The sequence below is a fragment of the Paenibacillus ottowii genome (assembly GCF_006874425.1).
GTDB classification, from domain to species: Bacteria; Bacillota; Bacilli; order Paenibacillales; family Paenibacillaceae; genus Paenibacillus; species Paenibacillus ottowii.
Genome location: NZ_VIJZ01000007.1, coordinates 264,491 through 286,006 on the forward strand (window position 1 = coordinate 264,491; position 21,516 = coordinate 286,006).

Genomic DNA, 21,516 nt, shown 5'->3' on the forward strand with positions numbered 1-21,516 from the left:
CCGTCCGGCGGATCGCCGTTTGTATTGAAGGGGCTACCGTTTAATTGATGATCCAGTCAATGAAGCGGCGGGTTTCGGTAATCGCCTGATCCAGTTGAAGACTGCCTCCTTGGAATGGGTGAACAGTGTTAAAGGTGTGATTGCCGCCTTGAATCTGTACCCACTCGATGTCGGGACGAACGGAGGTGAGCTGGGCAGAGCCTTCCCGTAGACGTTTGGAGTCTTCGGTTCCCTGGATAAGCACAGCTGGGAGCTTGCTGTTGGCAAGCCTGTCTATAATGGCAAAACGCTCGCGATTGCTTTCCAAATCGTCCAAAATGACGACATCCAGCGGAAGCTGTTGTCCGGTTCTGGCGTTCTGCACATAGCTGCGCCCCTTGGCACGCATTTCTTCTTTTTGCGGTAAGGTAAACAGATCAAGATTGGTTACGCCATTCCATGAAATGACGCCCGCAATCTCACCGGGATGATCTAGTGCATATACAAAGCAGCTTCCCGCACCTCGGCTATGTCCTAATAGAAACAACGGCAAATCTCTAAATTCATGGCGTGCTCTCAGATTGGACAGCAATAAATCCAAATCCTCTTGTTCTCGGCTATAGGTGTTGCGTGCGAACTTTTCCAGCTCGGTAAAATTCTCCAGATCCTCACCTATGCCATTATGTGAAAAATTGAAGGTCACCACATGGTTATCCATACTCAATGCTTCTGCTATAAAGGGGAACATCCCCCAATCCTTAAATCCTTTGTAGCCATGAGCGATGATGAGCAGGCTCTTGGCCGTATGTTTAGCGGGAAACCAGGAGGCACGGATCACCGCATCTGTTCCTGCATCGGTACCTGCTTCAACCACAATGGTTTCTGACATCCTATCCTTCCTTTCTACAGGGAGTTTTTAAACTGGCATATCGGCGAATTTAAATATTCAGCGAGTGCCTCTTTCATTTTAACATATATTGGTGACGCTTTTACGCCTGTGTGACTCGCCAGGGTGTGGATGCACTGTTACAATAGATCCAGTAAGTAAAAAAGGACGGGGAATACCCAAATGATCTACGGAATTGGACATGATGTGCTGGAAATAAGCCGTATGGCTCATATTTTGGCAGGTAAATATGCAGATGCATTTTTAAATCGGGTATTGACCCCGGCAGAACGCGAGCTTGCAGTGGAGCGCAAGGGAAGGCTAGCGGAGTTCGTAGCAGGGCGCTTTGCCGCGAAGGAAGCGGTGACGAAAGCCTTTGGCTGTGGAATTGGACAAATCATCGGGTTCAGCGATATGGATATTTTACCTGAACCGGGGGGGAAGCCCGTAGTTTATTTGTCTTCGTCTGCATGGGATCGACTGAAATTACCGAATATGGGTGACTTGAATTACAGCATTCACTTAAGTATCACACATCAGCCTAACATTGCCTCTGCTTTTGTGATTGTCGAATATAAGGAGACGTGATGGGATGACTACAAATACATTGGAACAAAAGCGTTATTTTAGCTTCGAACTGTTAAATTGGTATACACGTAACAAACGCGATTTGCCGTGGCGCCGTCATCGCAATCCTTTTTATATCTGGATTTCGGAAATTATGCTTCAACAGACACGTGTCGATACAGTCATACCGTATTTCAATCGCTTTATTGCACGTTTTCCGACGATTGAAGCGCTGGCGGAAGCGCCCGAGGAGGATGTGCTCAAGCTGTGGGAAGGGCTAGGGTATTATTCGCGGGCCCGGAACTTGCAAGCTGCAGCGAAACAGGTAGTTGAGCTTCACGGCGGACAGGTGCCAGATGATACGCAGGCTGTGGCGGCATTGAAAGGTGTAGGTCCATACACGACGGGGGCCATTATGAGCATTGCCTTTAATCGACCAGAGCCTGCTGTGGACGGGAATGTGATGCGTGTGCTGTCGCGTTATTTCCTCATTGAAGAGGATATTATGAAAGGCAGCACGCGGTCGCATATGGAAAGCCTAGTCAGGGAGCTGATTCCCGAAGGGAGGGCCTCTGATTTTAATCAGGCACTGATGGAGCTGGGGGCGCTGGTTTGTACTCCTAAATCGCCTCATTGTCTGACCTGCCCGGTCATGGAGCATTGCTCGGGCAGGCTGGCAGGCCGCGAAGAGACGCTGCCAGTTAAAACAAAAGCGAAGCCGCCGCGGCTGGAGCCTCGCTCCGTCGCACTTATCGAGGGCAGCGGCGACAACACAGGCCGCCTACTTGTGCGCCAGCGCCCGGCCAAGGGCCTGTTGGCCCGCATGTGGGAGCTGCCGCATGAGCTTGCCGGACCGGAGGGCTACAACGGTCCGGTGCCCGATGAGCCAGCCATGGATCACCTGGCAGCTCATTTGTTGGCAGAGGGCGTACATGCGCGCCCGGTGCGGTATGTACGTGAGGCGGAGCACACGTTCAGCCACATTCACTGGAACCTGCGTGTGTTCCAGTGTGAGGAGGTCGCCGCCCCTGCCGGAAAGGCGGGCGAACAGCCGCTGGCTGCCGAGCAGCGGGCCAGCTATAGCACCACGGCGGCGAAGCCGGGTGCGTTGGTTGCGCTGGCAGACCAGGCGGAGCAGGCGAGTAGCACCTTGCCAGCGGGGTACCGCTGGATCAGCGAGGCGGATATGTCCACCATGGCGTTCCCCAAGGTATTCCTGGATCTGATCACCGAGTATTATGCAAAGCAAAAAGAGAACGGATGTTAATAAAATAACTGTCGGCAAAAAATAAAGTATTAGACTGAGCCTAGAAATTAAAACAGCGACAACCAAGGACGAGAAAATAAAGTCCTAGACTGTCGCTGTTCCATTGAACTAACGTATCCTGTTAGTTCAGTTATATCACTCTTTCCCTAGAATCGTTGCTACAGCCTTATCCGCGTTTAAATCGCGGGTAAGGCTTGTTCGTTACCGGAATTCCGTATTTATTTTCGCAGCCCCTATCGTTAGATACGCTTAATTTATTTCATTATATCGTTCGACTGCCTTGCTTAGCTTATAATTGAAATTCTCAGGTGTGCCATCTGTAGTGTTCAGGAACTGGCCGTTCAGGTCAGAATCAGATACAGGTTCCTTCTTATTGATGCGTTCAATGATTTTCGAAGCGGCCGCTTTTGCCTCAGTGGCTGAATTAACATAGCTCTCGATACTGAAGCTGTTAATTCCTTCTTCTTGAACTCGTTTCTTGTCTTTTGAGATGGTCATGAGCGCACTCAGATCTGCGGTCATAATGTCGTATTTGGCTTTAAACTTCGTCATATCAAGCTGCAGCACATTGTTGGCGGTGATTCCCTGCTCATCCATTGCAATGGCCGTAGCCTCGGCATCTATCATGAACTTCAAGGCTTTATACCTGATCTGCTGGTCTGAGCCCTTGAGTTTTTGCAGATCAGCCAGACGCTGCTCGTTACCCAATTTTTGCAAAGCCGTGAAGTATTGTTTGGCGACAGTCTCGTAAGCGAGATTGGCACTTACAAGCTTGGTATGCAGCTGTTTTCCTTTTGCGAAATTATCATCCACGTAGCCTTTTGTATCGTAGTAGGCTTTCATTTCGTCCAGGACGGACAACAGATCATTGATGACTGGTGTCAGTTTGATCACTACGGGGTCTGCGTTCGCAAAAGCAGGTTGGCTTGCGGTATAGCCGTTCGCTTTATCAATAATTTCCCGCTCAGTTTCAGCAACGCCGAGCATGATGAAGCTGAAGTTCTTGTCGATTACAGGCTGTGTATCAGCTCCGAACTTCTCGAAATAATGAACCAGAACCTCATTGATTCTGCCTGTCATCAAGTTATTCAGCCTCACATACGCATTGTATTTTTCGATTTCTTTGCTCTCGCTGGACGTAACGCCTGCAGGCGCTTGATTTACGGTGGATGTAATGGCAGAACAAGCGGATAACATTGCACCTAACATGAAAATGGCAATAAAGAATGATAGCTTTCTCAAAATAGTGATTCCTCCGACTGAGTAATTTAACGTGCTTTTCTTTTGTAAGATGTCTGAATAGGAGAGAGAACAACTGACCTCTTCTGGTCGATTAAAATCCCTCTTCGCCGCATATTAATGTTGATTGTGAAACAATCTATTCAATTTTAAAATTATTTGGTGAATGGGTCTTGAGACTTGAGTAGCATAATTTTATAAATTTCTTTGTCGTCACTTTAAAGAAGATGTTACATGAGTATGATAAGGTCGGCCTAATGATAAATCGTAATCGATCAGCTTGAGACGGGCGGTGGAGATCCAGTTGCCGTTGCGGCTGCTCTGGCTGTCCGGAATTAAAGGAGTTATTATTTTTCTCGAACAACCAAGCTATCCTGTCCGTTCGTATGATGAGGTCAGCCAGTTTTTACTGGTTGACCTCTTTGTTCATAAGAGGTTTATTATGGGCAGCCGGGGTAGAACGTCAAAACGTGTTATTTTTGGTGATTTTTTCGGTACTCGGATGGAGTCATCTTGTTGACTGTTTTGAACATTTTTGAAAACAGTAATACATCTTTGTACCCTACTGATCGAGCAATATCTCCGATTTTAAGCGAAGTATTTTTTAAGAGGGAGCATGATTTTTCAATCCTCAAATGCAATAAATATTCCTGCGGTGACTTATTGAGTTGCTGTTTGAATAAACGATGCAAATACGAACGGTCAATTGAAATGTACTTGGCAATGTCACTTACGGTAATGAAGTGCGAATAGTTCTGTTGAATGAAGAGAAGCGCCTCTTTGATATACCGCTGCTGTCTTACCTCATTGTTGACTTCCTGATTAGGATAAAGTTCAAACATCAGATACAGAAATTCATACAACTTGGAAGCGAGCAACAGGTCTTTGTTGGATTTCAGAGTAGCAGATACGACGATACTTTCCATACAGCGGGCCAGGCTGCCCTCCGCTTCAAACCGGAAAATGGGATTGTCCCTATTGATACAGGTCCGGCTTAGATATTCTTTTGCTTGCATTCCATTAAAACCAATCCAGGCATATTCCCATGGGTCGACTTCATCGGCTTCGTAGTAAATTAGAACCTTTGGCTCAATAAAGAAAGCATCGTTTTTCTCCAAATGATAGATTTTATCGTTGACTTTAAAGATTCCTTTTCCTTTTAAAATAAAATGCACCATATATCCGCTTCGAATAGCTGGACCATAAGCGTGTTTGCTGGTACAGCTTTCTTTGCCACAGGTGTATAAATTGAGATCCAGATTGTTGTAAGAATGATTGGAAAAGTGCGCACTCATTTATTTTCACCTCTTAATTTATCTCTGCATATTATCACACCGTTTCATATAGAGTCTACATTATTCCATATAATTATTAAAACTATTCCATTATGATTAGGGTGTAAGAAATAAGAAAACAACATTATTTATACTTTTTGAAAATATTACTATTGGCGCTACAAGGGGGTCACTATGGCTATAATCATCGATAAAGAGAAGTTATTATTCCATTTACAAGGGAGCAATACAAGTTATGTCATGCAGGTTATACGAGATGGTTATTTAGCCCATCTGTATTGGGGAAAGAAAATTCAGAACTATCGGGGAAGCAATAAAATCATCTTTATGGATAGGGGATTTTCACCCAATCCGGCTGGGGCGGATCGAGCCTTTTCACTGGATACCATCCCCCAAGAATATCCGTCATTTGGAAATAGTGATTTCAGGATTCCTGCGTATCAGCTTCAATTGGAGAATGGCTCTACGGTGACAGATTTTCGGTATAAAGAACATCGGGTTTACCAAGGCAAACCAAAATTGAAAGGGCTTCCTTCTACGTATGCGGAGGATGATGGCGAAGTAGAAACACTGGAAATCATCCTTGAAGACCCATTAATTGAGGTAAAGGTTGTACTATCCTATAGCCTGTATCAAAAGTGGGATGTCATTACCCGTTCAGTCCGTTTTGATAATGAAGGCCAGCAGCAGCTAAAACTGCTTAGAGCGTTAAGTGCTAGTGTGGATTTTCGAGATGATGAATATGAACTCATTACCTTGTACGGTGCGCATAATAATGAAAAAAATATAGCAAGGCGAAAAATTTTACCCGGAATTCAAATGGTAGACAGCTGCCGTGGCGCCAGCAGCCCTCATCAGGCACCCTTTATGGCGCTTGTAAGAGAAGGGACAGATGAAGATCAGGGCGAAGTATACGCCTTTAATCTGGTGTACAGCGGGAACTTTACGGCTCAGACGCAGGTAGATTCCTATCGGAACACACGGGTCACGATGGGGATTAATCCTTTTGATTTTACATGGCAGCTTGAACCGGAGGAGTCGTTCCAAACGCCAGAAGTGGTTATGGTATACACCGAAAATGGCTTGGGCGGCATGTCCAGAATTTATCATGATTTATACAGAAACAGATTATGTCGTGGACCATTTCGTGACAAGGAACGACCGATCCTGATTAATAACTGGGAAGCCACCTACTTTGACTTTGATGCCGACAAGATTGAGCAGTTGGCGAAGGAAGCTCAAAGTGTAGGAGTGGAGCTGTTTGTATTGGATGATGGATGGTTTGGGAAACGGGATGATGACAATACTTCATTAGGCGATTGGGTGGTGGATCGTCGCAAACTTCCAGATGGGTTGCCGGACCTTGCCAATCGTATTCGAAATCTGGGTATGGAATTTGGTTTGTGGTTTGAACCTGAGATGGTATCCATAGACAGCGATTTATACAGAAAGCATCCCGATTGGTGTATCCATGTCCCTGATCGTCCGTATACGCTGGGAAGAAATCAGCTTATGTTGGATTTATCGAGGAAGGAAGTATGTGAGTACATCGTTAAGTCGGTTTCCGATATTTTATCGGATGTTCCAATTACTTATGTAAAATGGGACATGAATCGTCACATGACAGATGTGGGTTCGGCCGCCTTGCCACCTGAGAGACAAAGGGAGACGGCGCATCGTTATATCCTGGGGCTCTACAGTATTATGGAAGAGCTTACATCGAAGTTTCCCCATGTCTTATTCGAAAGTTGCTCTAGTGGAGGGGGCCGTTTTGATGCCGGTATGCTCTATTACATGCCCCAGACCTGGACAAGTGACAATACGGATGCCATTTGCCGATTGAAAATTCAGTGGGGGACAAGTCTTGTCTATCCTCCGATTACGATGGGCGCACACGTCTCCACCGTGCCCAACCATCAAGTGGGTAGAATAACGCCATTGGAGACTAGAGGTTATGTCGCGATGGCCGGGAATTTAGGATATGAGCTGGATTTGACGACACTAACTGTTGAAGAAAAAGAAGTGGTGAAAAAGCAAATAGCTCTATATAAGGAAATGAGATCGCTCATTCAGTTTGGGAACTTCTACCGAATCATTAATCCGTTTGATGAAAATGAAGCTGCATGGTGCTTTGTGTCAGAGGATCAAACAGAAATGGCGGCCAGCTATTTCAAGGTTTTATCCCAACCCGCTGCCGCGATTAAAACGTTAAAATTCAAAGGTCTGAATCCAGACTACGTATACAGAAATATAGAAACTGGTGAGCTGTTCGGCGGTGATGAATTAATGCATGTAGGCATAACGCTAACCAGGGTGAAGCAGGACTTTTTAGGCCTGTTCTGGAGATTTGTTAAAGAAGACATCATCTGATGCAGCTAGAGGAGGTTTACTAGATGGAAGCAAAAGAAAAGCAGTATAAGCAAATTTCTCAAGAAATTTTAAAATATATCGGTGGCGAAGAGAACATTATTGGTGTGGCCCATTGTGCCACAAGATTAAGAATTGTACTTGAAGACAATGAAAAAGCGGAATTAAAAAAGATTGAAGAAGTTGATCTGGTTAAAGGCGTCTTCATAGCAGGGGATCAACTACAGATCATTTTTGGAGCAGGGCTGGTCAATAATATCTATGCCGTGTTCTCTAAACTGACCGGAACAGAAGATATGTCATTAAGTGATGTCAAATCGAAGTCCGCACAAAAGCAAAATCCTTTTCAAAAAGCGATTAAATCGCTGTCAGATGTCTTTATTGAGATCATGCCGGGAATTCTTGCTGCTGCATTGTTAATGGGGATCACCGGGCTGCTAGGTCAGAAAGGGCTATTTGGTCCCAAGTCGATTGTGGAGATGTACCCAATTTTCCAAGGGATCAATCGCTTTGTTCAAATCGTTTCCACAGGTATTTTCACCATCCTGCCGCTGCTTGTTGTTTATTCAGCCACCAAGAGATATGGCGGTCGTCCGATTCTGGGGCTTGTACTGGGTGCAATTATGCTTCATCCGGCCTTGGCGGACGCCTTTGAGGTAGCGAAAGGGAGCCAAAGCCCGGAATCGATCAGTCTTTTTGGTCTTCCCGTTCAGTTGGTTGGATTTCAGGGCGGTATCATTATTGCTCTGATGATGGGGTATGTGGTGGCCAAATTGGATCAGTTTTTTAACAAAAAGGTTCCAGACATGATTAAATTGTTTTTGGCTCCTTTGCTGACGGTCTTTGTATCTTCTCTACTATTGTTTACGATTATTGGTCCTCTGGGGCGAGAGCTAGCCAGTCTGGTCACGGTTTCATTGCTTTGGATGACGCAAAACCTGGGAATATTCGGCTTTATGTTTTTTGCAGGCATTCAGCAAATTATCGTTATTACGGGGTTGCATCATGTTATGGGTGCGGTAGAAGCGCAGCTGTTAACTGATACAGGCAGAAATTTTATCAACCCGTTGGCATCGGTGGCTTTGATGGCGCAAGGGGGCGCTGTTTTGGGATATGTCTTTTTGAATCGCAAAGACACCAAGGTCAAAGAACTAGGGTACTCTGCATTCGGGTCCGTACTTTTTGGAATCTCGGAACCCGCAATCTTCGGGGTCACTTTGAAGTATAAGTTCCCTCTGGTTGCTGGATGTCTCGGAGGAATGGTTGCCGGAGCCTATGTATATTTAAGCAAGCTGACAGCCATTGGATTCGGAACTACGGCTCTTCCCGGCTTTGCAATTGCAGCGTCAGAGAATCATGGTCATATGAATTATCTTATCGCTCATCTGATTGCCCTGTTATGTGGAGCATTATTCACATTGGCTTACGGTGTGATCAAGAACAAGAGGTCAAAAGCAATATCTTAAGAAATGACCTATATGGATGGATCGCTCTCAATCAGCCCTTTGCCAATTACATTGGCTGAAACCGGGGTCTTGCCGAGCTCACGCGACCACACGGACAACTGTCCGATATGATGAATTTGGTGGGCAATGACATGGCGCATCACCTCGCCCCAGGCATCAATCGCAATTTTGCCGTCCGGGCGGTGATCTTCAAACCTTTTTCGTTCCAGACCTTCATGCCAGGCGAGGACGAAGGGCTCCACGTCGAGTCGAAACTTCGCGTCCAGCTCGCGAACTTTATCCAGCGTATTATGCTGAGAGAAGTCCTCCTGGAAATCAGGTTTGCCTTGAATGATTTGAATCCAGCTCCATTCTACATCAACGATATGAAAGAGCGTTTTAAGAATGCTACCAGCCCCGCCGATACGTTCTTTCAGCAGTTCCTCCTGCGGCACCTCTTCACACCAGCGGTACCATTGTTCTCGAACCATCCAGTTATAACGAAAAAAAGTTTGCATCCATTACCCTCCTGGGACTGTAATAAGGAATGATTTCCACCAGTTTACCACAGAATGCCAAAAGGGCTGTCTCATTCGTAGAAAATCTACTTTTGAGACAGCCCTTCATGAGCTAGGATAAGGATGTTGTTACTGGCTTATTTCTTAGCAGCCTCGTAACGTTTGTTGACTTCATCCCAGTTGATTACATTGTAGAAAGCTGCAATGTAGTCTGGGCGTTTGTTTTGATATTTCAGATAGTAAGCATGCTCCCAAACGTCCAATCCAAGTACTGGAGTCAGACCTTCAAACAGCGGGCTATCTTGGTTTGGAGTGCTAGTGATTGCCAATTTGCCGTCTTTGCCGACAACCAGCCAAGCCCAGCCGCTACCAAAACGAGTTGTAGCTGCTTTAGTGAAGTCTTCTTTAAATTTGTCATAGCCGCCCAGTTCGTTGTTGATTGCTTCAGCAATTGCACCCGTAGGCTGTCCGCCGCCGTTAGGGCCGATAACTTCCCAGAACAGACTGTGGTTGTGGTGTCCACCACCGTTATTGCGAACCGCAGTGCGGATGCTTTCAGGAACGCTGTCCAGATTGGAGATCAGATCCTCCAGGCTTTTACTTTGCAGTTCAGGAGCGCTCTCCAGAGCTGCATTTAAGTTTGTAACATATGTGTTATGGTGACGATCATGGTGGATTTCCATTGTCAGTGCATCAAAGTGTGGTTCCAGTGCGTCTTTTGCATAAGGAAGTTCTGGTAATTGAAATGCCATAATAAAATCCCTCCTGGTTATATGGTTGGGTAAGTGTTCCTATGTAATAATACCCTCGATAGTTATATTAAACCGCATTCAGCCTATTTTTTCAACATTTTTGTTTGTAAAATACCAAACTGGGCAATAGGGCCTGGTAGCTAGCATGTCCAAAAACACGATTGGAATACATCATACATAGGTAATAAGAGGTAAATTGTGAACATTAAAATGTAAACGCTTTATATACAGCGCTTACATGAGAAAAAGGGATGTATTCCGTCAAAAAGTATGGTTTAATGGTCAAGGAAGCAGAATTTTGGGCTTTTTTGTCGTCTGCTATAAACTGTCATGTCTATGACACGACGAACTTGAGGGCGTACACCCTTTTCCTGTTCTTCATTTCATATATAGCAGATCGTATGCATTTTTATCATAATGCCTTGTGATTAACACCATGATAAGCGCTTTATGGATTTATGTAAAAATGACGGTGCTGTCCTCAATTTATTTATTATGCTTACGAAAAGGGAGATATTACTATGCACGTTCGTTCCTTTCAATTAAGTGATGTGAATTCAGTAACGGAGCTCATGCAAATTGCCTTGTCGGAGGAGTGCTACAAAGAGACGGTGGGTGCTTTTGCCCGTCAGCTTTCGTGGGATTCCGGTTTGATCGTCGTTGCCGAAGAAGAGGGAGAGATCGTTGGTGCCCTGATTGGCACGATTGATCAGAATCATGGCTGTTATTATCGTATTGCTATTCATCCGGATCATCGTCGGATGGGAATCGGGAAATCGCTTGTGGAGCTCATGGAGCAGCGTTTTCAGCAACGCAAGGTGAGTCGTATTTGGGTAGCTGGGGACAAGCATAACAGTGCGGCTATGCCGTTGTACGAAGCTATGGGCTACGGAGCAAGCCAGATTTTACAGGCGTTTCAGAAGCTAAGTATTTTGGCACCTCATTAATCGGTTATCGATATACAGAAGCACAGTATAATATTTACATTTAGAGCATATCTGAGTAACCGTTGCAATCGGGTACGGGATATGCTTTTCTATTTATAACAGGGTTGAGGAGGTTAATTATGGACGCTTTGACTCCTTCGTCAGACCTGCTTCCTTCACCGGAAACGTCCAAACAGGCAGGTCGCTCTGCTTACATACGCGATTGGTTAGTCACCCTGCTGATCGCAATGGTCGTCTTGCTGCTTCTGAACCTGTTTGTATTTAACTTGTCCACGGTTAGAGGACATTCAATGCAGCCGACGTTAATGGAAAGCCAGCATTTGTTCGTTAACAAGCTGGTTTATAATTTTCATGACCCGGGGAGAGGGGACATTGTGATTTTAAGAGATCCCGATTCCCAATCGTCCAGCCCAAGATTTTTAGTGAAAAGAGTCATAGGTATTCCCGGAGATGTCATTCGGATTGAGCATAATCATTTGTATGTGAACGGTGAACTGCTAAATGAGCCGTACACCAACTCGGATGTGGAGGATGGTGATTACGGTCCTTTTACGGTGGAGCCGGAGCACTTTTTTGTCATGGGAGATAATCGCCATACGGCTGCAAGCAAGGATAGCCGGTATTTTGGCAGCGTTAAGTCCGAGGATTTACTGGGACGTGCAGAGTTTATATTTTGGCCGATCTCTGAGTGGAAGTGGCTATAGAGCAGCTATAGTCTGAAATCAATGAGGAACCGCGCGGACCGATCAGGGTTATAACGGATCAGCGGCTCCCGATAAGGAAAGGAAGAGAACGATGAAAGAAGTGATGGTATATACCGACGGTGCTTGTTCGGGTAACCCGGGCCCAGGGGGCTGGGGGGTCATTTTGTTGTATGGAGAGCACCGTAAGGAGCTGTCGGGTGGCGAAAAGATGACGACAAACAACCGTATGGAGATCAAGTCGGTGATTGAAGCGCTGAAGCTACTCAAGGAGCCGTGCCGTGTAAAAGTACACAGTGACTCTGCCTATGTCGTCAATTGTTTCAAACAAGGCTGGATTAAGAACTGGCTCCGTAATGGCTGGCGCAACAGTAAAAACCAACCCGTGGAGAACAAGGAACTGTGGGAAGAATTGTGGGAACTGATGGGTAAGCATGAGGTTGAATATGTGAAGGTGAAAGGTCACAGTGATAACGAACTGAATAATCGCTGTGACTTTCTGGCGACAAGTGCTGTTAAAAATTTACGGTAGCATCTGCTGCTATTTTCTGTTGAAATTTGAATATATGAGAATGATACAACGTTCTCATATCTGTAGTGAAAGAATTGTGAAAGAGAGGTGAGTATCGGATGCAACGCGAACTAACTCGGACGGCGACCGGAACGGCTTCGACTTGGGCTTCGCTCAAGCAGGAAATTATTGAGGCAGCTCCAGGGCTGGGGATTGACTCCATCGGGTTCGCATCCGCCGACCCCTTTCTGTCTCTAAAAGCTATATTGGAAGAGCACCGTGCTAAAGGTTATGAATCCGGTTTTGAGGAGCCTGATATCGATAAGCGGATTTATCCAGAGCTGTATGGCTCGCAGCCTGCGTCACTGATTGCCATTGCGGTGGCGTATCCTTCCAAAATGAAGGACCCACCGAAGTCGGACAAGGGCAAATACCGTGGTATTTTGGCACGTTCAGCCTGGGGTAAGGATTATCATCTGGTACTGCGCGAAGCGATGGAAAAGCTGGAGGCTTTTATAAGTGAGCGAGTCCCTGATGCCATGTTGAAAAGCATGGTGGATACCGGAGAATTGTCGGATCGGGCTGTTGCAGAGCGGGCAGGAATCGGCTTTAGCGGCAAAAATACGATGATGATATCACCGAAGTTGGGATCATGGATTTATCTGGGGGAGCTGTTGACGAACATTCCTTTCCAACCCGATGAACCGATAACGGATGGCTGCGGAGAGTGCACCAAATGTTTGGACGCATGTCCTACGGGTGCGCTTGTAGGTCCAGGACAGCTGAACGCCCAGCGGTGTGTGTCCTTTTTGACGCAGACCAAGGGCTTTTTGGACGAGGAATTTATGCTGAAAATAGGGAATCGGCTGTATGGATGTGACACGTGTCAAATCGTATGTCCCAAAAATCGAGGCCTTAACTGGGATCATCATCCTGAGCTTACACCCGATCCTGAGATTGTAAAGCCGTTGCTGCTGCCATTACTGGATTTGAGCAATCGTGAATTTAAAGACCGTTTTGGTCAAAGTGCGGCGGCTTGGCGGGGGAAGAAGCCGATTCAACGCAATGCCGTCATCGGCCTTGGCAATTTCAAGGATGTTAGCGCGGTGCCCAAATTGACGGAGATTTTATTGGATGATCCGCGTCCCGAGCTGCGAGGCACGGCGGCGTGGGCTTTGAGTCGAATAGGAGGGGAGAACGCTATGACAGCGATCAAGCAAGCATCAGAGAAGGAACAACATGAGCAAGTACGCGAAATGATCGCACAAGCGCATTCCAAACTAGAGGAACAAGAGCAAGCAGAACTGCAAGCATCTTCTGAATTAAAGACGGAGGATTCACAGGGCCCAACTACGATTTATTATGATGAAATGGAGACGCCTGTGGGCACGTTGACACTATGTGCTACGGATCGTGGGCTATGCCGAATTGACTATGGCTCTTTTTATGCGAAGGAAGCATTGCTTCAGCAATGGGCCCGGACATGGGTTGGGGAGTATGTCTATGTGCAGGAGCCGGAAAAGCTGCGCGAAGTTGCAGAACAACTACGTGAATATTTTGCGGGAGAACGACGGGAATTCAGTATAGCTTATGATTTGAGAGGCACTCCTTTTCAAGAGCAAGTATGGCGTGCGCTGCAAAAAATTCCGTACGGGCAAAGCGTGTCCTACCAAGATATTGCGGAATCGATCGGACGAGCCAAGGCGGTACGTGCCGTCGGCGGAGCCAACAACAAAAATCCATTACCTATCCTGTTTCCGTGTCATCGGGTATCAGGTGCAAATGGAAGCTTGGTCGGCTATGCCGGAGGCTTGCCAGTCAAGATGAAGCTGCTGGAATTGGAGAAGGAATAAGGACATATGTTTGCAAAAAGTAATTTGCTAGCTGTCCCATGTTTTGCTATGATAAGTTCGTGTAATTCAAGATGTTTCATATAAATATACAGAGGTGACGACTTCGTGGTGTGGAATATTGTCATTCCGATTATTACCCTGATTGTTGGCTTGGTTGGGGGATTTTTCATCGGTGCTTATTATCTTCGTAAACAGCTTGAAAAAATGCAAAACGACCCTGAAACGCTGCAAAAAATGGCCAAACAGATGGGTTACAATCTGAATGGGAAACAGATGCAAAGAGCACAGCAGATGATGAAGAACCAACAGTTCTCCAAAAATCAGCCTGGTGCGCGTAAAAATCAGGGCCGTCGGAAATAATGAGCAACGTGAGCACGGATGCCGCATGAGGTTGCTGCATAGAGGAGGATTACTGTGGCTGGCGTAAAAGATTATATTAACCGCAAAGCTGCGGATAACCGGGATAAAATCGAGTACCATGTGGAGCAGATTTTAAAACTGATCGGTGAGGACCCCAAGCGTGAGGGTTTGCTGGAAACACCGGCACGCGTGGCACGCATGTATGAGGAAATATTCGCGGGTTATGAGGTTGATCCCCGTGATGCGCTGGGTGTGACATTTGACGAGAATCACGAGGAGCTTGTGATCGTGAAGGATATTGTCTATTACAGTCAGTGTGAGCACCATATGGCTCCTTTCTTCGGAAAAGTGCATATCGGCTATGTACCCAGCGGCAAAATTGTAGGACTAAGCAAGCTTGCCCGTCTGGTTGAGGCAGTGACCCGCCGATTGCAGGTACAGGAGCGTATTACATCACAGATCGCTGATATTCTAAATGAGGCGGTCTCCCCTCATGGGGTTATGGTCGTTGTGGAAGGCGAGCATTTGTGCATGTGTGCCAGAGGTGTCAAAAAGCCTGGCAGCAAAACGGTAACGTCCGCTGTGCGCGGTACATTCCGTGGTGATGCAGCACAACGTGCAGAGTTCTTATCCCTGATCAAGGAATGAAGTACACGGTGTGATATGATGAAAAAAGGTGGTCTACGCATAGGCGTAGCCGCCTTTTTTTGTTAACATCAGAAATAGAGAAAACGGCTCGCTGGTGTGAAGAATGAAATGAAAAAGTTGGATAGGAGATAACGTATGGACCATATATATAGCTCAGCAGATATTGCAACAGCATTGCCTGAGTTGCAATGGTTGGAAGCGCCATTGGCGAATGCTCAGGAAGATGTATTGTTTCCGCTGGCTTGGGAGGAGCTGGCTTGTCGGCAAGTAGGGAAAGGAGCTGCGCCCATTTTGCATGTATGGCGGCATCCGGCGGCGCTTGTGATTGGTCACCGGGACCGCAGGCTTCTCAACGCTCCACAGGCGATGGAGCGGGCGCGCAATTCAGGAATGTCGGTATGCGTGCGTCCTTCAGGCGGAGCGGCCGTCATGCTGGACAGGGGGGTACTGAACCTGTCCTTGATCCTGCCTAATCCGCAGCGGGCCATCAGCCTGCATGAGGATTTTCGGCTCATGGCGGGGCTAGTTGCCGATGCGCTGGCCCCGTGGTCTGACGAGGCGCAAACCGGAGAAATCGTCGGGTCCTTCTGTCCCGGAGACTACGATGTAAGCGTCGGGGGACGCAAGTTTTGCGGCATTGCGCAGCGGCGTCAAGCCAAGGCGTATATCATCACAGCTTTCGTGATGATTGAGGGCCATGGAGCAGAGCGCGCGCAGGCGGTGCAGCAATTTTATAGGGAGGCAGCCGGGGATACGCCGGCAGGCTCGCAGCAGCCGGATTATCCCCAGGTGAATCCGGCAACGATGGGCAGCCTGGCCGAGCTGGCTGGTGTGCCATCTGTCGAGGCGTACACAGCATCACTGCGCCGTGTAGTCGAGAGCCAGGCTGCCATTTTGCCTGCCGACAGTTTGCTGGTGCAACCGGAAGAATTGGCTAAACAAATGGCAGCGCTCAGAGAGCGATACGATTTGCAGGTGTAGTTTGTTTTTTGCTTAGAATGGTTGCCATCTCAGCTTGGAGGCTTGCGCGTAGCGCGCTTCCACCTCAGGCCAGTTGACGACATGCCACCAATCTTCGATGTATTTATTGCGTTCGTTCTGATGCTTTAAGTAATATGCGTGTTCCCACACATCGATCGCCAGCAGCGGAATAGACTCCCATTGAGTCAGGTTCTGGTGCTTTTCGGCCTGTAAAATTTCAAGCCGTCCAGCGCGCGGACTCCACACCAGAATGGCCCAGCCGCCGCCCTCGACCTTTTCGGCTGCCGAACTAAAATGCTTTTTGAAGGCATCGTAGCTGCCAAAATCCTTTTTAATTTGTTCAGCCAGCGGTCCACTTGGTTTTCCACCGCCTTGAGGACTCATGATCGTCCAAAAAAGAGTATGCAGATAATGACCTGCACCGTTAAACGCCAGTTCACGCTCCCAATGCTTTACAAGGTCAAAATCACCTGTTTTTCGGGCTTCTTCCAGCTTCTTTTCCGCTTTATTCAGATCATTCACATAGCTCAAATGATGCTTATCATGGTGAATACGCATCGTTTTTTCATCAATGTAGGGTTCAAGCGCATTATAGGGGTAAGGAAGCGGCGGAAGTCGATGTCCCCCAATAGGAACCGGGCGACTGGTTAAGGATTTGTCCGCTGCCGAAGGTTGCGCCTGGCTGGACTGTACGCCTTTAGTAGCCGGTTCTGAGCCTTCTCCTCTCAAGCCCGCCTGCCGTTCTCGAAACGCTTCCTCCGGGTAATTCTCACCCTCTGCTGCTACATGATACAAACCAGCGGCTCGGGCAATCGAGCCGGGTTCCTGAAAGGGGGTTGTCGAGATCAGGAAATATTGACTTTCATGTGCTGCGTGTATTACAACCCCAGTGGATTTGGGCTGGTGACGCAATGCTTGACTGTGCTCGGTCAGCAGACCTAGCTGCCGTACATATTCTTGTGACTGACGGTTGGCAGTTTGCAGCAAATCGTCCAGGCGACGATTTAGTTCCTGTGAGGCAGGCTGTGAATTCAGGGGTAATTCGGACGACGGCTTCTCTCCAGCTGCTGATGTGTCTGATCTCCTTGAATGTGCTGATGGTTTAGCTAGCTGGTGTGTATGAGCTTGGGGAGCAGACGACACTTTTTTCCCCTGATGTTGCCATGCTTGTTCTACCGGGTCAAGCGCGCTCCGTTGCTCTTCAAGCAGCTCTATGGCGGCCCGTTCCGTTTGTTCAAATACGGTACGCCAATCATCCAGCAGCCGCACATAGGCAGGTTCTAGCCCTTCAGTAGCGGACTTAATCACTTCTACATGCCAACTTTCCTGCTGCTTCCAATGACGAATTTCCTCCAGTACACGTAAGGGCAGGAAAGACCCATAAGTACTCAGCATCGTTTTTTACCTCCCGTATCCGGCTATGGTTATCCGGCAGATCTAGCAAATCTGTCCTAGACGCATATGTACCCAGTATATTCGCTGTCTCATCGGGAATATGTCTATGAACTTCCTTAAAAGCTCCCGCTAATATGCTCTAAATATAATGTCTAAACTAGTTGAAAAAACTGCGTCGCCCGGTGGTTTTTCGACAAGTACGTTTTAATGCCAGTATAATACGGATTATATAACAAATTTAACTTGGTCAAGGAGGGATTGAGAATGACTCATTCGTTCCATCCCGTTCATTCTCCCAAATTGGAGCCAGAACTGCTACAGCCATGGTATAACTGCCGGGAATATTCGCCTAGTCCTCGCTTGGAATCGCATGTGGCTTCTTTTTGGACAATGGGTTTCCGTCCTGTTCCGGACAAACTTGGGCATCGGGTTATCCCGGATGGCTGTGTCGATATTGTCGTGAATCTTCTTTCTCCCTACAGTCGGAAGGCCGCCTATGTGGTGGGGCTTACAACTCAATCAGAAGTACTGCAGTTCTCGGAAGCCCGTTCATTATTTGGCATTCGGATATATTCGGAATCAGCTCGTTCGATTCTAAAGATCCCCCCTTCGGCGTTAAAGGGAGAACGTATCTATTTGGAAGATGTCTTGGGCCTTAAAGGAATGTATTGGGTCGAAGAAATCTTAGCTGCCAAAACGATCTCTGACATTCTTACGGTTGCCGAGCATCATTTGGTTCAGATGCTGGCAGATAGCGATATAGCAATTCCCCCACTAGTGTATCAAAGCATGCAGATTATTTATGACCGCAAAGGGAATCTATCTGTAACGAATTTGGCCAATCAAGTTCACTGTAGTGAACGCCAGCTTAGAAGGGTATTCAATCAGGAGCTCGGCTTAAGTCCAAAGGAGATGCTGGGAATTGTCCGGTTTCAAAGCACACTACAAGAGTTTCATCAGGGTGGTTATTCCAGTTTGGTAGATCTTTCGCTCAAATATGGCTATTATGATGAGTCGCATTTTACCAATACTTTTAGGCATTATTATGGAAAGTCTTTTAAAGCCTTGATAAGAAAGAGATAAAAGAGTCCGTTTTTTCCTATTTGAACAGTCTTTATGATCGATACAATGGAGGTGTAAAATCAATTCATTGATGGGAGCTGTGAAGTATGGCAGTTAAGTTAAAAAGAATAGCGATTTTCGTAAAAGAAATGGAGAAGTCCTTAGATTTCTATCGGATTTTGGGCTTGGAAATACCGGAAAGCGCAAATGAAGAACCACATGTCGAAGTAGCATACAATGATGTTATCCTTGCTTTTGATACGTGGGAAACGGCGGGGATTATTCTAGGCAACCAGCAGGAGCCTGCCGGTTATCGGATGGAGCTTGCTTTCCAGTTTGACAGCAAGGAAGCACTGGATGAATCATATGGCCGACTGAAAGAACGGGGATATACAGGGCATCTTGAGCCGAACGATACGCCTTGGGGCGAGCGTTATGCAATCATAAAGGACCCTAATGGCAATTTGATCAGTCTGGTCGCTTGATTCGGATCAAATTATAAACTGTTACATTTAATTTCTTATACTTGGTGTCAGCATCGATGGGACCACCCCTACTAGACGATCACACTGTTCACTTTAACGAAAAAACACGCCATGTCCTTGGCGTGTTTTTTCGTTAAAATGTTCGTGGACCCCCTTGTGAAACTTTAGCTGTTTTTTTGTCCTCCAACTCCTGCACATTGCTTAAAAATGTCGATACCCGCCGTAAATATTCACGAGGGTGCTCTCTGAAAATAAGCTCATGTATCCCGTTTTTGACAATCCATACACTGGAAAGCGGGTTGGTCTGATTGGCAGCGAGCTTTTCCGCAATGGGGTAAGGAGCCTTTTCATCCTGTGTACCATGCACAAACATGATTGGAAACGGATAGTCCTCCTTTTTAACCTCCTGATATGGAATCTGATGCAAGCTGGTGCCGTTCAAGATGGGAAACAGCAATTCCAGTATTTCCAAAGACGGATGTCTCGGCAGATTAATTTGATTGTGAATGTTGTGATATAGCGTATCTGGTTCCAGCAGGAAGGTGCTGTCCAAAATCATTGCGTCCACATCCTTGGTTTGCAAGCCCGCCTGAAGAGCGGTTCCTGCCCCCATAGAGAAGCCCCATACGATAATTTCCGATGAGCCGCGTTGTTTCGCAAGCTGGATGGCCCCAAGAAGCTGTTGGGATTCCGCTTTACCACCGGTTGCGACAGCCTTGCTGTTTTGTGACGCGAATCCGTAATCGAACATGACCACATTAAAGTTCAAACGGTGGGCATAATGTGCCAGATCATACATGGGAATCCAGCTTTCTTCACGGTTAGCCCCATAACCATGACTGAAAATAATGGTTTTCCGCGATTGATTGGCTGGAATATACCAGCCTTGCACCATGCGGCTGCCGTCCTTGGCCGGAAAGCTGACTTCCTCATAAGGCATACCTTTGGCCTGCATCGGATTAGAGTACAACGGTGCGACCGTGGGATTCGTAAGCACCCAAGCAATGTAAGCGTGCAAGGCAATAAAACAAAACAACAGAAAAAATACGACCGACAGCAGCAGAGCAATCACAACGTGCTTGAACCGCAGCAGACGGGGATTAAAGAGTGGGGTGGATGGCTCCTGAACAGCGGTCTGTAGCTGAGCGTTGCGCTGGGATGTCGAAATCATATAAGAGCCTCCTTATATAAAATTGATTTTCGAATCAGGAATATAGGTATAAACTCACTTGAAATCAGTAAGGTATGTCCGTATAGATACCTATTATCGTATGCTGGGGATTATCCAAAGTCAACGCCTCCACTGGAAAAGTAAAAATGATGCAAAGAATTGTCGATGTTTGTTCTTGTTCTGTAATATGGTTGTCACAAAAACATCGGTTTACAGTAGCCGCGACTATTCTATATAATTTATGTAACCATGTTTCATAGTGTGAAACGAATATGGATACAAGAGGAGCGGTTCACGATGGAAGACCGTAAATTAACCGTCCGCGCTGTAGAGCGTGCACTTGATATATTGCTGTGTTTTACCGCAAATTCTGATCTTGGTCTAACGGAGATTGCCTCCCAAATTGGTCTACATAAAAGCACCGTTCATCGTCTTTTGACTACGCTGGAGGATCGAGGATTTGTCGTTCGAAATGCCGAAACGGAAAAATATAGGCTCGGCTTTCGTATATGGGAGCTGTCCACGCACCTGTCCCAAAGCGATGAGCCGGCGGTGTTGTTACAACCTGCAATGGAAGCACTGCGTGATCGTTTAGGAGAAACGGTCAGCTTGTATTTGCGGGATGGCAGCATGCGTATTCGCATACAAGCCGTACAGAGCAACCAGGCGATCCGCAGGGTTGCGCCTGTAGGAGCGCGTATGCCGCTGGCTGTGGGAGCCTCCAGCAAGGTGCTGGCGGCCTTTATGCCGCCACAGGAGTTGGAGGTACTGCTAGGCGGGGAAGAATGGCCGCCTTCGGTAGATCCAGAGGCTTATAAAGCTCAATTGCAGGATATCCGTGAGAAGGGCTATGCGACCAGCTATGAAGAACGTGAGCCAGGGGCAGCAGCTGTCGCCGCACCTATTGTGAACCGAAAGGGACAGGTCGCGGCGGCCTTATCCGTCTCGGGCCCGGTCAGTCGACTTGCGCCCGAGACGTTGCATGATTTTGCTCCGATATTGATTGAAGCGGCCAAGGAAATGGGGCTTATGCTTCCGTAACGGTAGTAGTGAATACCATAGACAGCATACAAGGGTTGCCAAAGAT

21 protein-coding genes are annotated in these 21,516 nt (G+C 46.9%); 14 read left to right on the forward strand and 7 right to left on the reverse strand.

Annotated features, from left to right (window positions below; all coding sequences use genetic code 11):
• Window positions 1-40: 40 nt before the first annotated feature.
• Window positions 41-868, reverse strand: coding sequence for an alpha/beta hydrolase family protein (locus tag FKV70_RS17780; protein ID WP_142613687.1), 828 nt, complete (start codon window positions 866-868; stop codon window positions 41-43).
• A 180-nt stretch (window positions 869-1,048) separates the two neighbouring features.
• Here FKV70_RS17780 and acpS point away from each other — a divergent pair, with 180 nt between their 5' ends.
• Both acpS and mutY read left to right on the forward strand, forming a co-directional pair.
• The gene (gene acpS, locus FKV70_RS17785; RefSeq protein WP_142613688.1) at window positions 1,049-1,453 is read left to right on the forward strand and encodes a holo-ACP synthase; all 405 of its coding nucleotides are present in this window, start codon (window positions 1,049-1,051) and stop codon (window positions 1,451-1,453) included.
• Window positions 1,454-1,457: 4 nt separating this feature from the next.
• Window positions 1,458-2,699: an A/G-specific adenine glycosylase gene (gene mutY, locus FKV70_RS17790; RefSeq protein ID WP_142613732.1), complete on the forward strand. Its 1,242-nt coding sequence runs from the start codon at window positions 1,458-1,460 to the stop codon at window positions 2,697-2,699.
• Window positions 2,700-2,948: 249 nt separating this feature from the next.
• On the opposite strand, the gene FKV70_RS17795 is transcribed toward mutY, so the two are convergent.
• Together FKV70_RS17795 and FKV70_RS17800 are read right to left on the reverse strand one after the other, a co-directional pair.
• Window positions 2,949-3,941: a YiiG family protein gene (locus FKV70_RS17795; protein WP_142613689.1), complete on the reverse strand. Its 993-nt coding sequence runs from the start codon at window positions 3,939-3,941 to the stop codon at window positions 2,949-2,951.
• Window positions 3,942-4,411: 470 nt separating this feature from the next.
• Window positions 4,412-5,233: an AraC family transcriptional regulator gene (locus FKV70_RS17800; protein WP_142613690.1), complete on the reverse strand. Its 822-nt coding sequence runs from the start codon at window positions 5,231-5,233 to the stop codon at window positions 4,412-4,414.
• A gap of 174 nt (window positions 5,234-5,407) precedes the next feature.
• Here FKV70_RS17800 and FKV70_RS17805 point away from each other — a divergent pair, with 174 nt between their 5' ends.
• Both FKV70_RS17805 and FKV70_RS17810 read left to right on the forward strand, forming a co-directional pair.
• Window positions 5,408-7,603, forward strand: coding sequence for an alpha-galactosidase (locus tag FKV70_RS17805; protein WP_142613691.1), 2,196 nt, complete (start codon window positions 5,408-5,410; stop codon window positions 7,601-7,603).
• A gap of 23 nt (window positions 7,604-7,626) precedes the next feature.
• Entirely contained in the window at window positions 7,627-9,066 is a 1,440-nt protein-coding gene (locus FKV70_RS17810) for a PTS transporter subunit EIIC (RefSeq protein WP_142613692.1), read from the forward strand.
• 8 nt (window positions 9,067-9,074) lie between these two features.
• Here the strand turns inward: FKV70_RS17810 and FKV70_RS17815 are convergent, their stop codons facing one another.
• Together FKV70_RS17815 and FKV70_RS17820 are read right to left on the reverse strand one after the other, a co-directional pair.
• The gene (locus tag FKV70_RS17815) at window positions 9,075-9,563 is read right to left on the reverse strand and encodes a DinB family protein (RefSeq protein ID WP_142613693.1); all 489 of its coding nucleotides are present in this window, start codon (window positions 9,561-9,563) and stop codon (window positions 9,075-9,077) included.
• 137 nt (window positions 9,564-9,700) lie between these two features.
• Window positions 9,701-10,315 (reverse strand): superoxide dismutase, encoded by a 615-nt coding sequence (locus FKV70_RS17820; RefSeq protein WP_063211544.1) that lies wholly within the window; start codon window positions 10,313-10,315, stop codon window positions 9,701-9,703.
• Between the two features lie 521 nt (window positions 10,316-10,836).
• On the opposite strand from FKV70_RS17820, the gene FKV70_RS17825 reads away from it, so the two are divergent.
• The 7 genes from FKV70_RS17825 to FKV70_RS17855 all read left to right on the forward strand — a co-directional run bounded on the left by FKV70_RS17825 (window position 10,837) and on the right by FKV70_RS17855 (window position 16,316).
• Complete coding sequence (locus FKV70_RS17825) at window positions 10,837-11,262, forward strand: GNAT family N-acetyltransferase (RefSeq protein WP_014599477.1); 426 nt, start codon at window positions 10,837-10,839, stop codon at window positions 11,260-11,262.
• A gap of 119 nt (window positions 11,263-11,381) precedes the next feature.
• Entirely contained in the window at window positions 11,382-11,966 is a 585-nt protein-coding gene (lepB, locus tag FKV70_RS17830) for a signal peptidase I (protein WP_142613694.1), read from the forward strand.
• Window positions 11,967-12,057: 91 nt separating this feature from the next.
• Window positions 12,058-12,495, forward strand: a complete 438-nt coding sequence (gene rnhA, locus FKV70_RS17835; RefSeq protein ID WP_142613695.1) for a ribonuclease HI — start codon at window positions 12,058-12,060, stop codon at window positions 12,493-12,495.
• A 98-nt stretch (window positions 12,496-12,593) separates the two neighbouring features.
• Window positions 12,594-14,327, forward strand: coding sequence for a tRNA epoxyqueuosine(34) reductase QueG (gene queG, locus FKV70_RS17840; protein ID WP_142613696.1), 1,734 nt, complete (start codon window positions 12,594-12,596; stop codon window positions 14,325-14,327).
• Window positions 14,328-14,432: 105 nt separating this feature from the next.
• Window positions 14,433-14,687 carry a YneF family protein gene (locus FKV70_RS17845; protein ID WP_007428770.1) on the forward strand — a complete coding sequence of 85 codons (255 nt, stop codon included), beginning with the start codon at window positions 14,433-14,435 and terminating at the stop codon, window positions 14,685-14,687.
• A gap of 54 nt (window positions 14,688-14,741) precedes the next feature.
• Entirely contained in the window at window positions 14,742-15,335 is a 594-nt protein-coding gene (gene folE / locus FKV70_RS17850; protein ID WP_063211552.1) for a GTP cyclohydrolase I FolE, read from the forward strand.
• Window positions 15,336-15,470: 135 nt separating this feature from the next.
• On the forward strand, window positions 15,471-16,316 hold the full coding sequence (locus tag FKV70_RS17855; protein ID WP_142613697.1) for a lipoate--protein ligase family protein: 846 nt from the start codon (window positions 15,471-15,473) through the stop codon (window positions 16,314-16,316).
• A gap of 12 nt (window positions 16,317-16,328) precedes the next feature.
• Here FKV70_RS17855 and FKV70_RS17860 read toward each other — a convergent pair whose 3' ends face one another.
• Window positions 16,329-17,711, reverse strand: coding sequence for a Fe-Mn family superoxide dismutase (locus FKV70_RS17860; protein ID WP_142613698.1), 1,383 nt, complete (start codon window positions 17,709-17,711; stop codon window positions 16,329-16,331).
• 264 nt (window positions 17,712-17,975) lie between these two features.
• On the opposite strand from FKV70_RS17860, the gene FKV70_RS17865 reads away from it, so the two are divergent.
• Window positions 17,976-18,794, forward strand: coding sequence for a helix-turn-helix transcriptional regulator (locus FKV70_RS17865; RefSeq protein WP_142613699.1), 819 nt, complete (start codon window positions 17,976-17,978; stop codon window positions 18,792-18,794).
• An 86-nt stretch (window positions 18,795-18,880) separates the two neighbouring features.
• Entirely contained in the window at window positions 18,881-19,258 is a 378-nt protein-coding gene (locus FKV70_RS17870) for a VOC family protein (RefSeq protein ID WP_142613700.1), read from the forward strand.
• Window positions 19,259-19,391: 133 nt separating this feature from the next.
• Here FKV70_RS17870 and FKV70_RS17875 read toward each other — a convergent pair whose 3' ends face one another.
• Window positions 19,392-20,429, reverse strand: a complete 1,038-nt coding sequence (locus FKV70_RS17875) for an alpha/beta hydrolase (protein ID WP_142613701.1) — start codon at window positions 20,427-20,429, stop codon at window positions 19,392-19,394.
• 297 nt (window positions 20,430-20,726) lie between these two features.
• Here FKV70_RS17875 and FKV70_RS17880 point away from each other — a divergent pair, with 297 nt between their 5' ends.
• Window positions 20,727-21,470, forward strand: a complete 744-nt coding sequence (locus FKV70_RS17880) for an IclR family transcriptional regulator (RefSeq protein ID WP_063211563.1) — start codon at window positions 20,727-20,729, stop codon at window positions 21,468-21,470.
• Window positions 21,471-21,516: the final 46 nt, after the last annotated feature.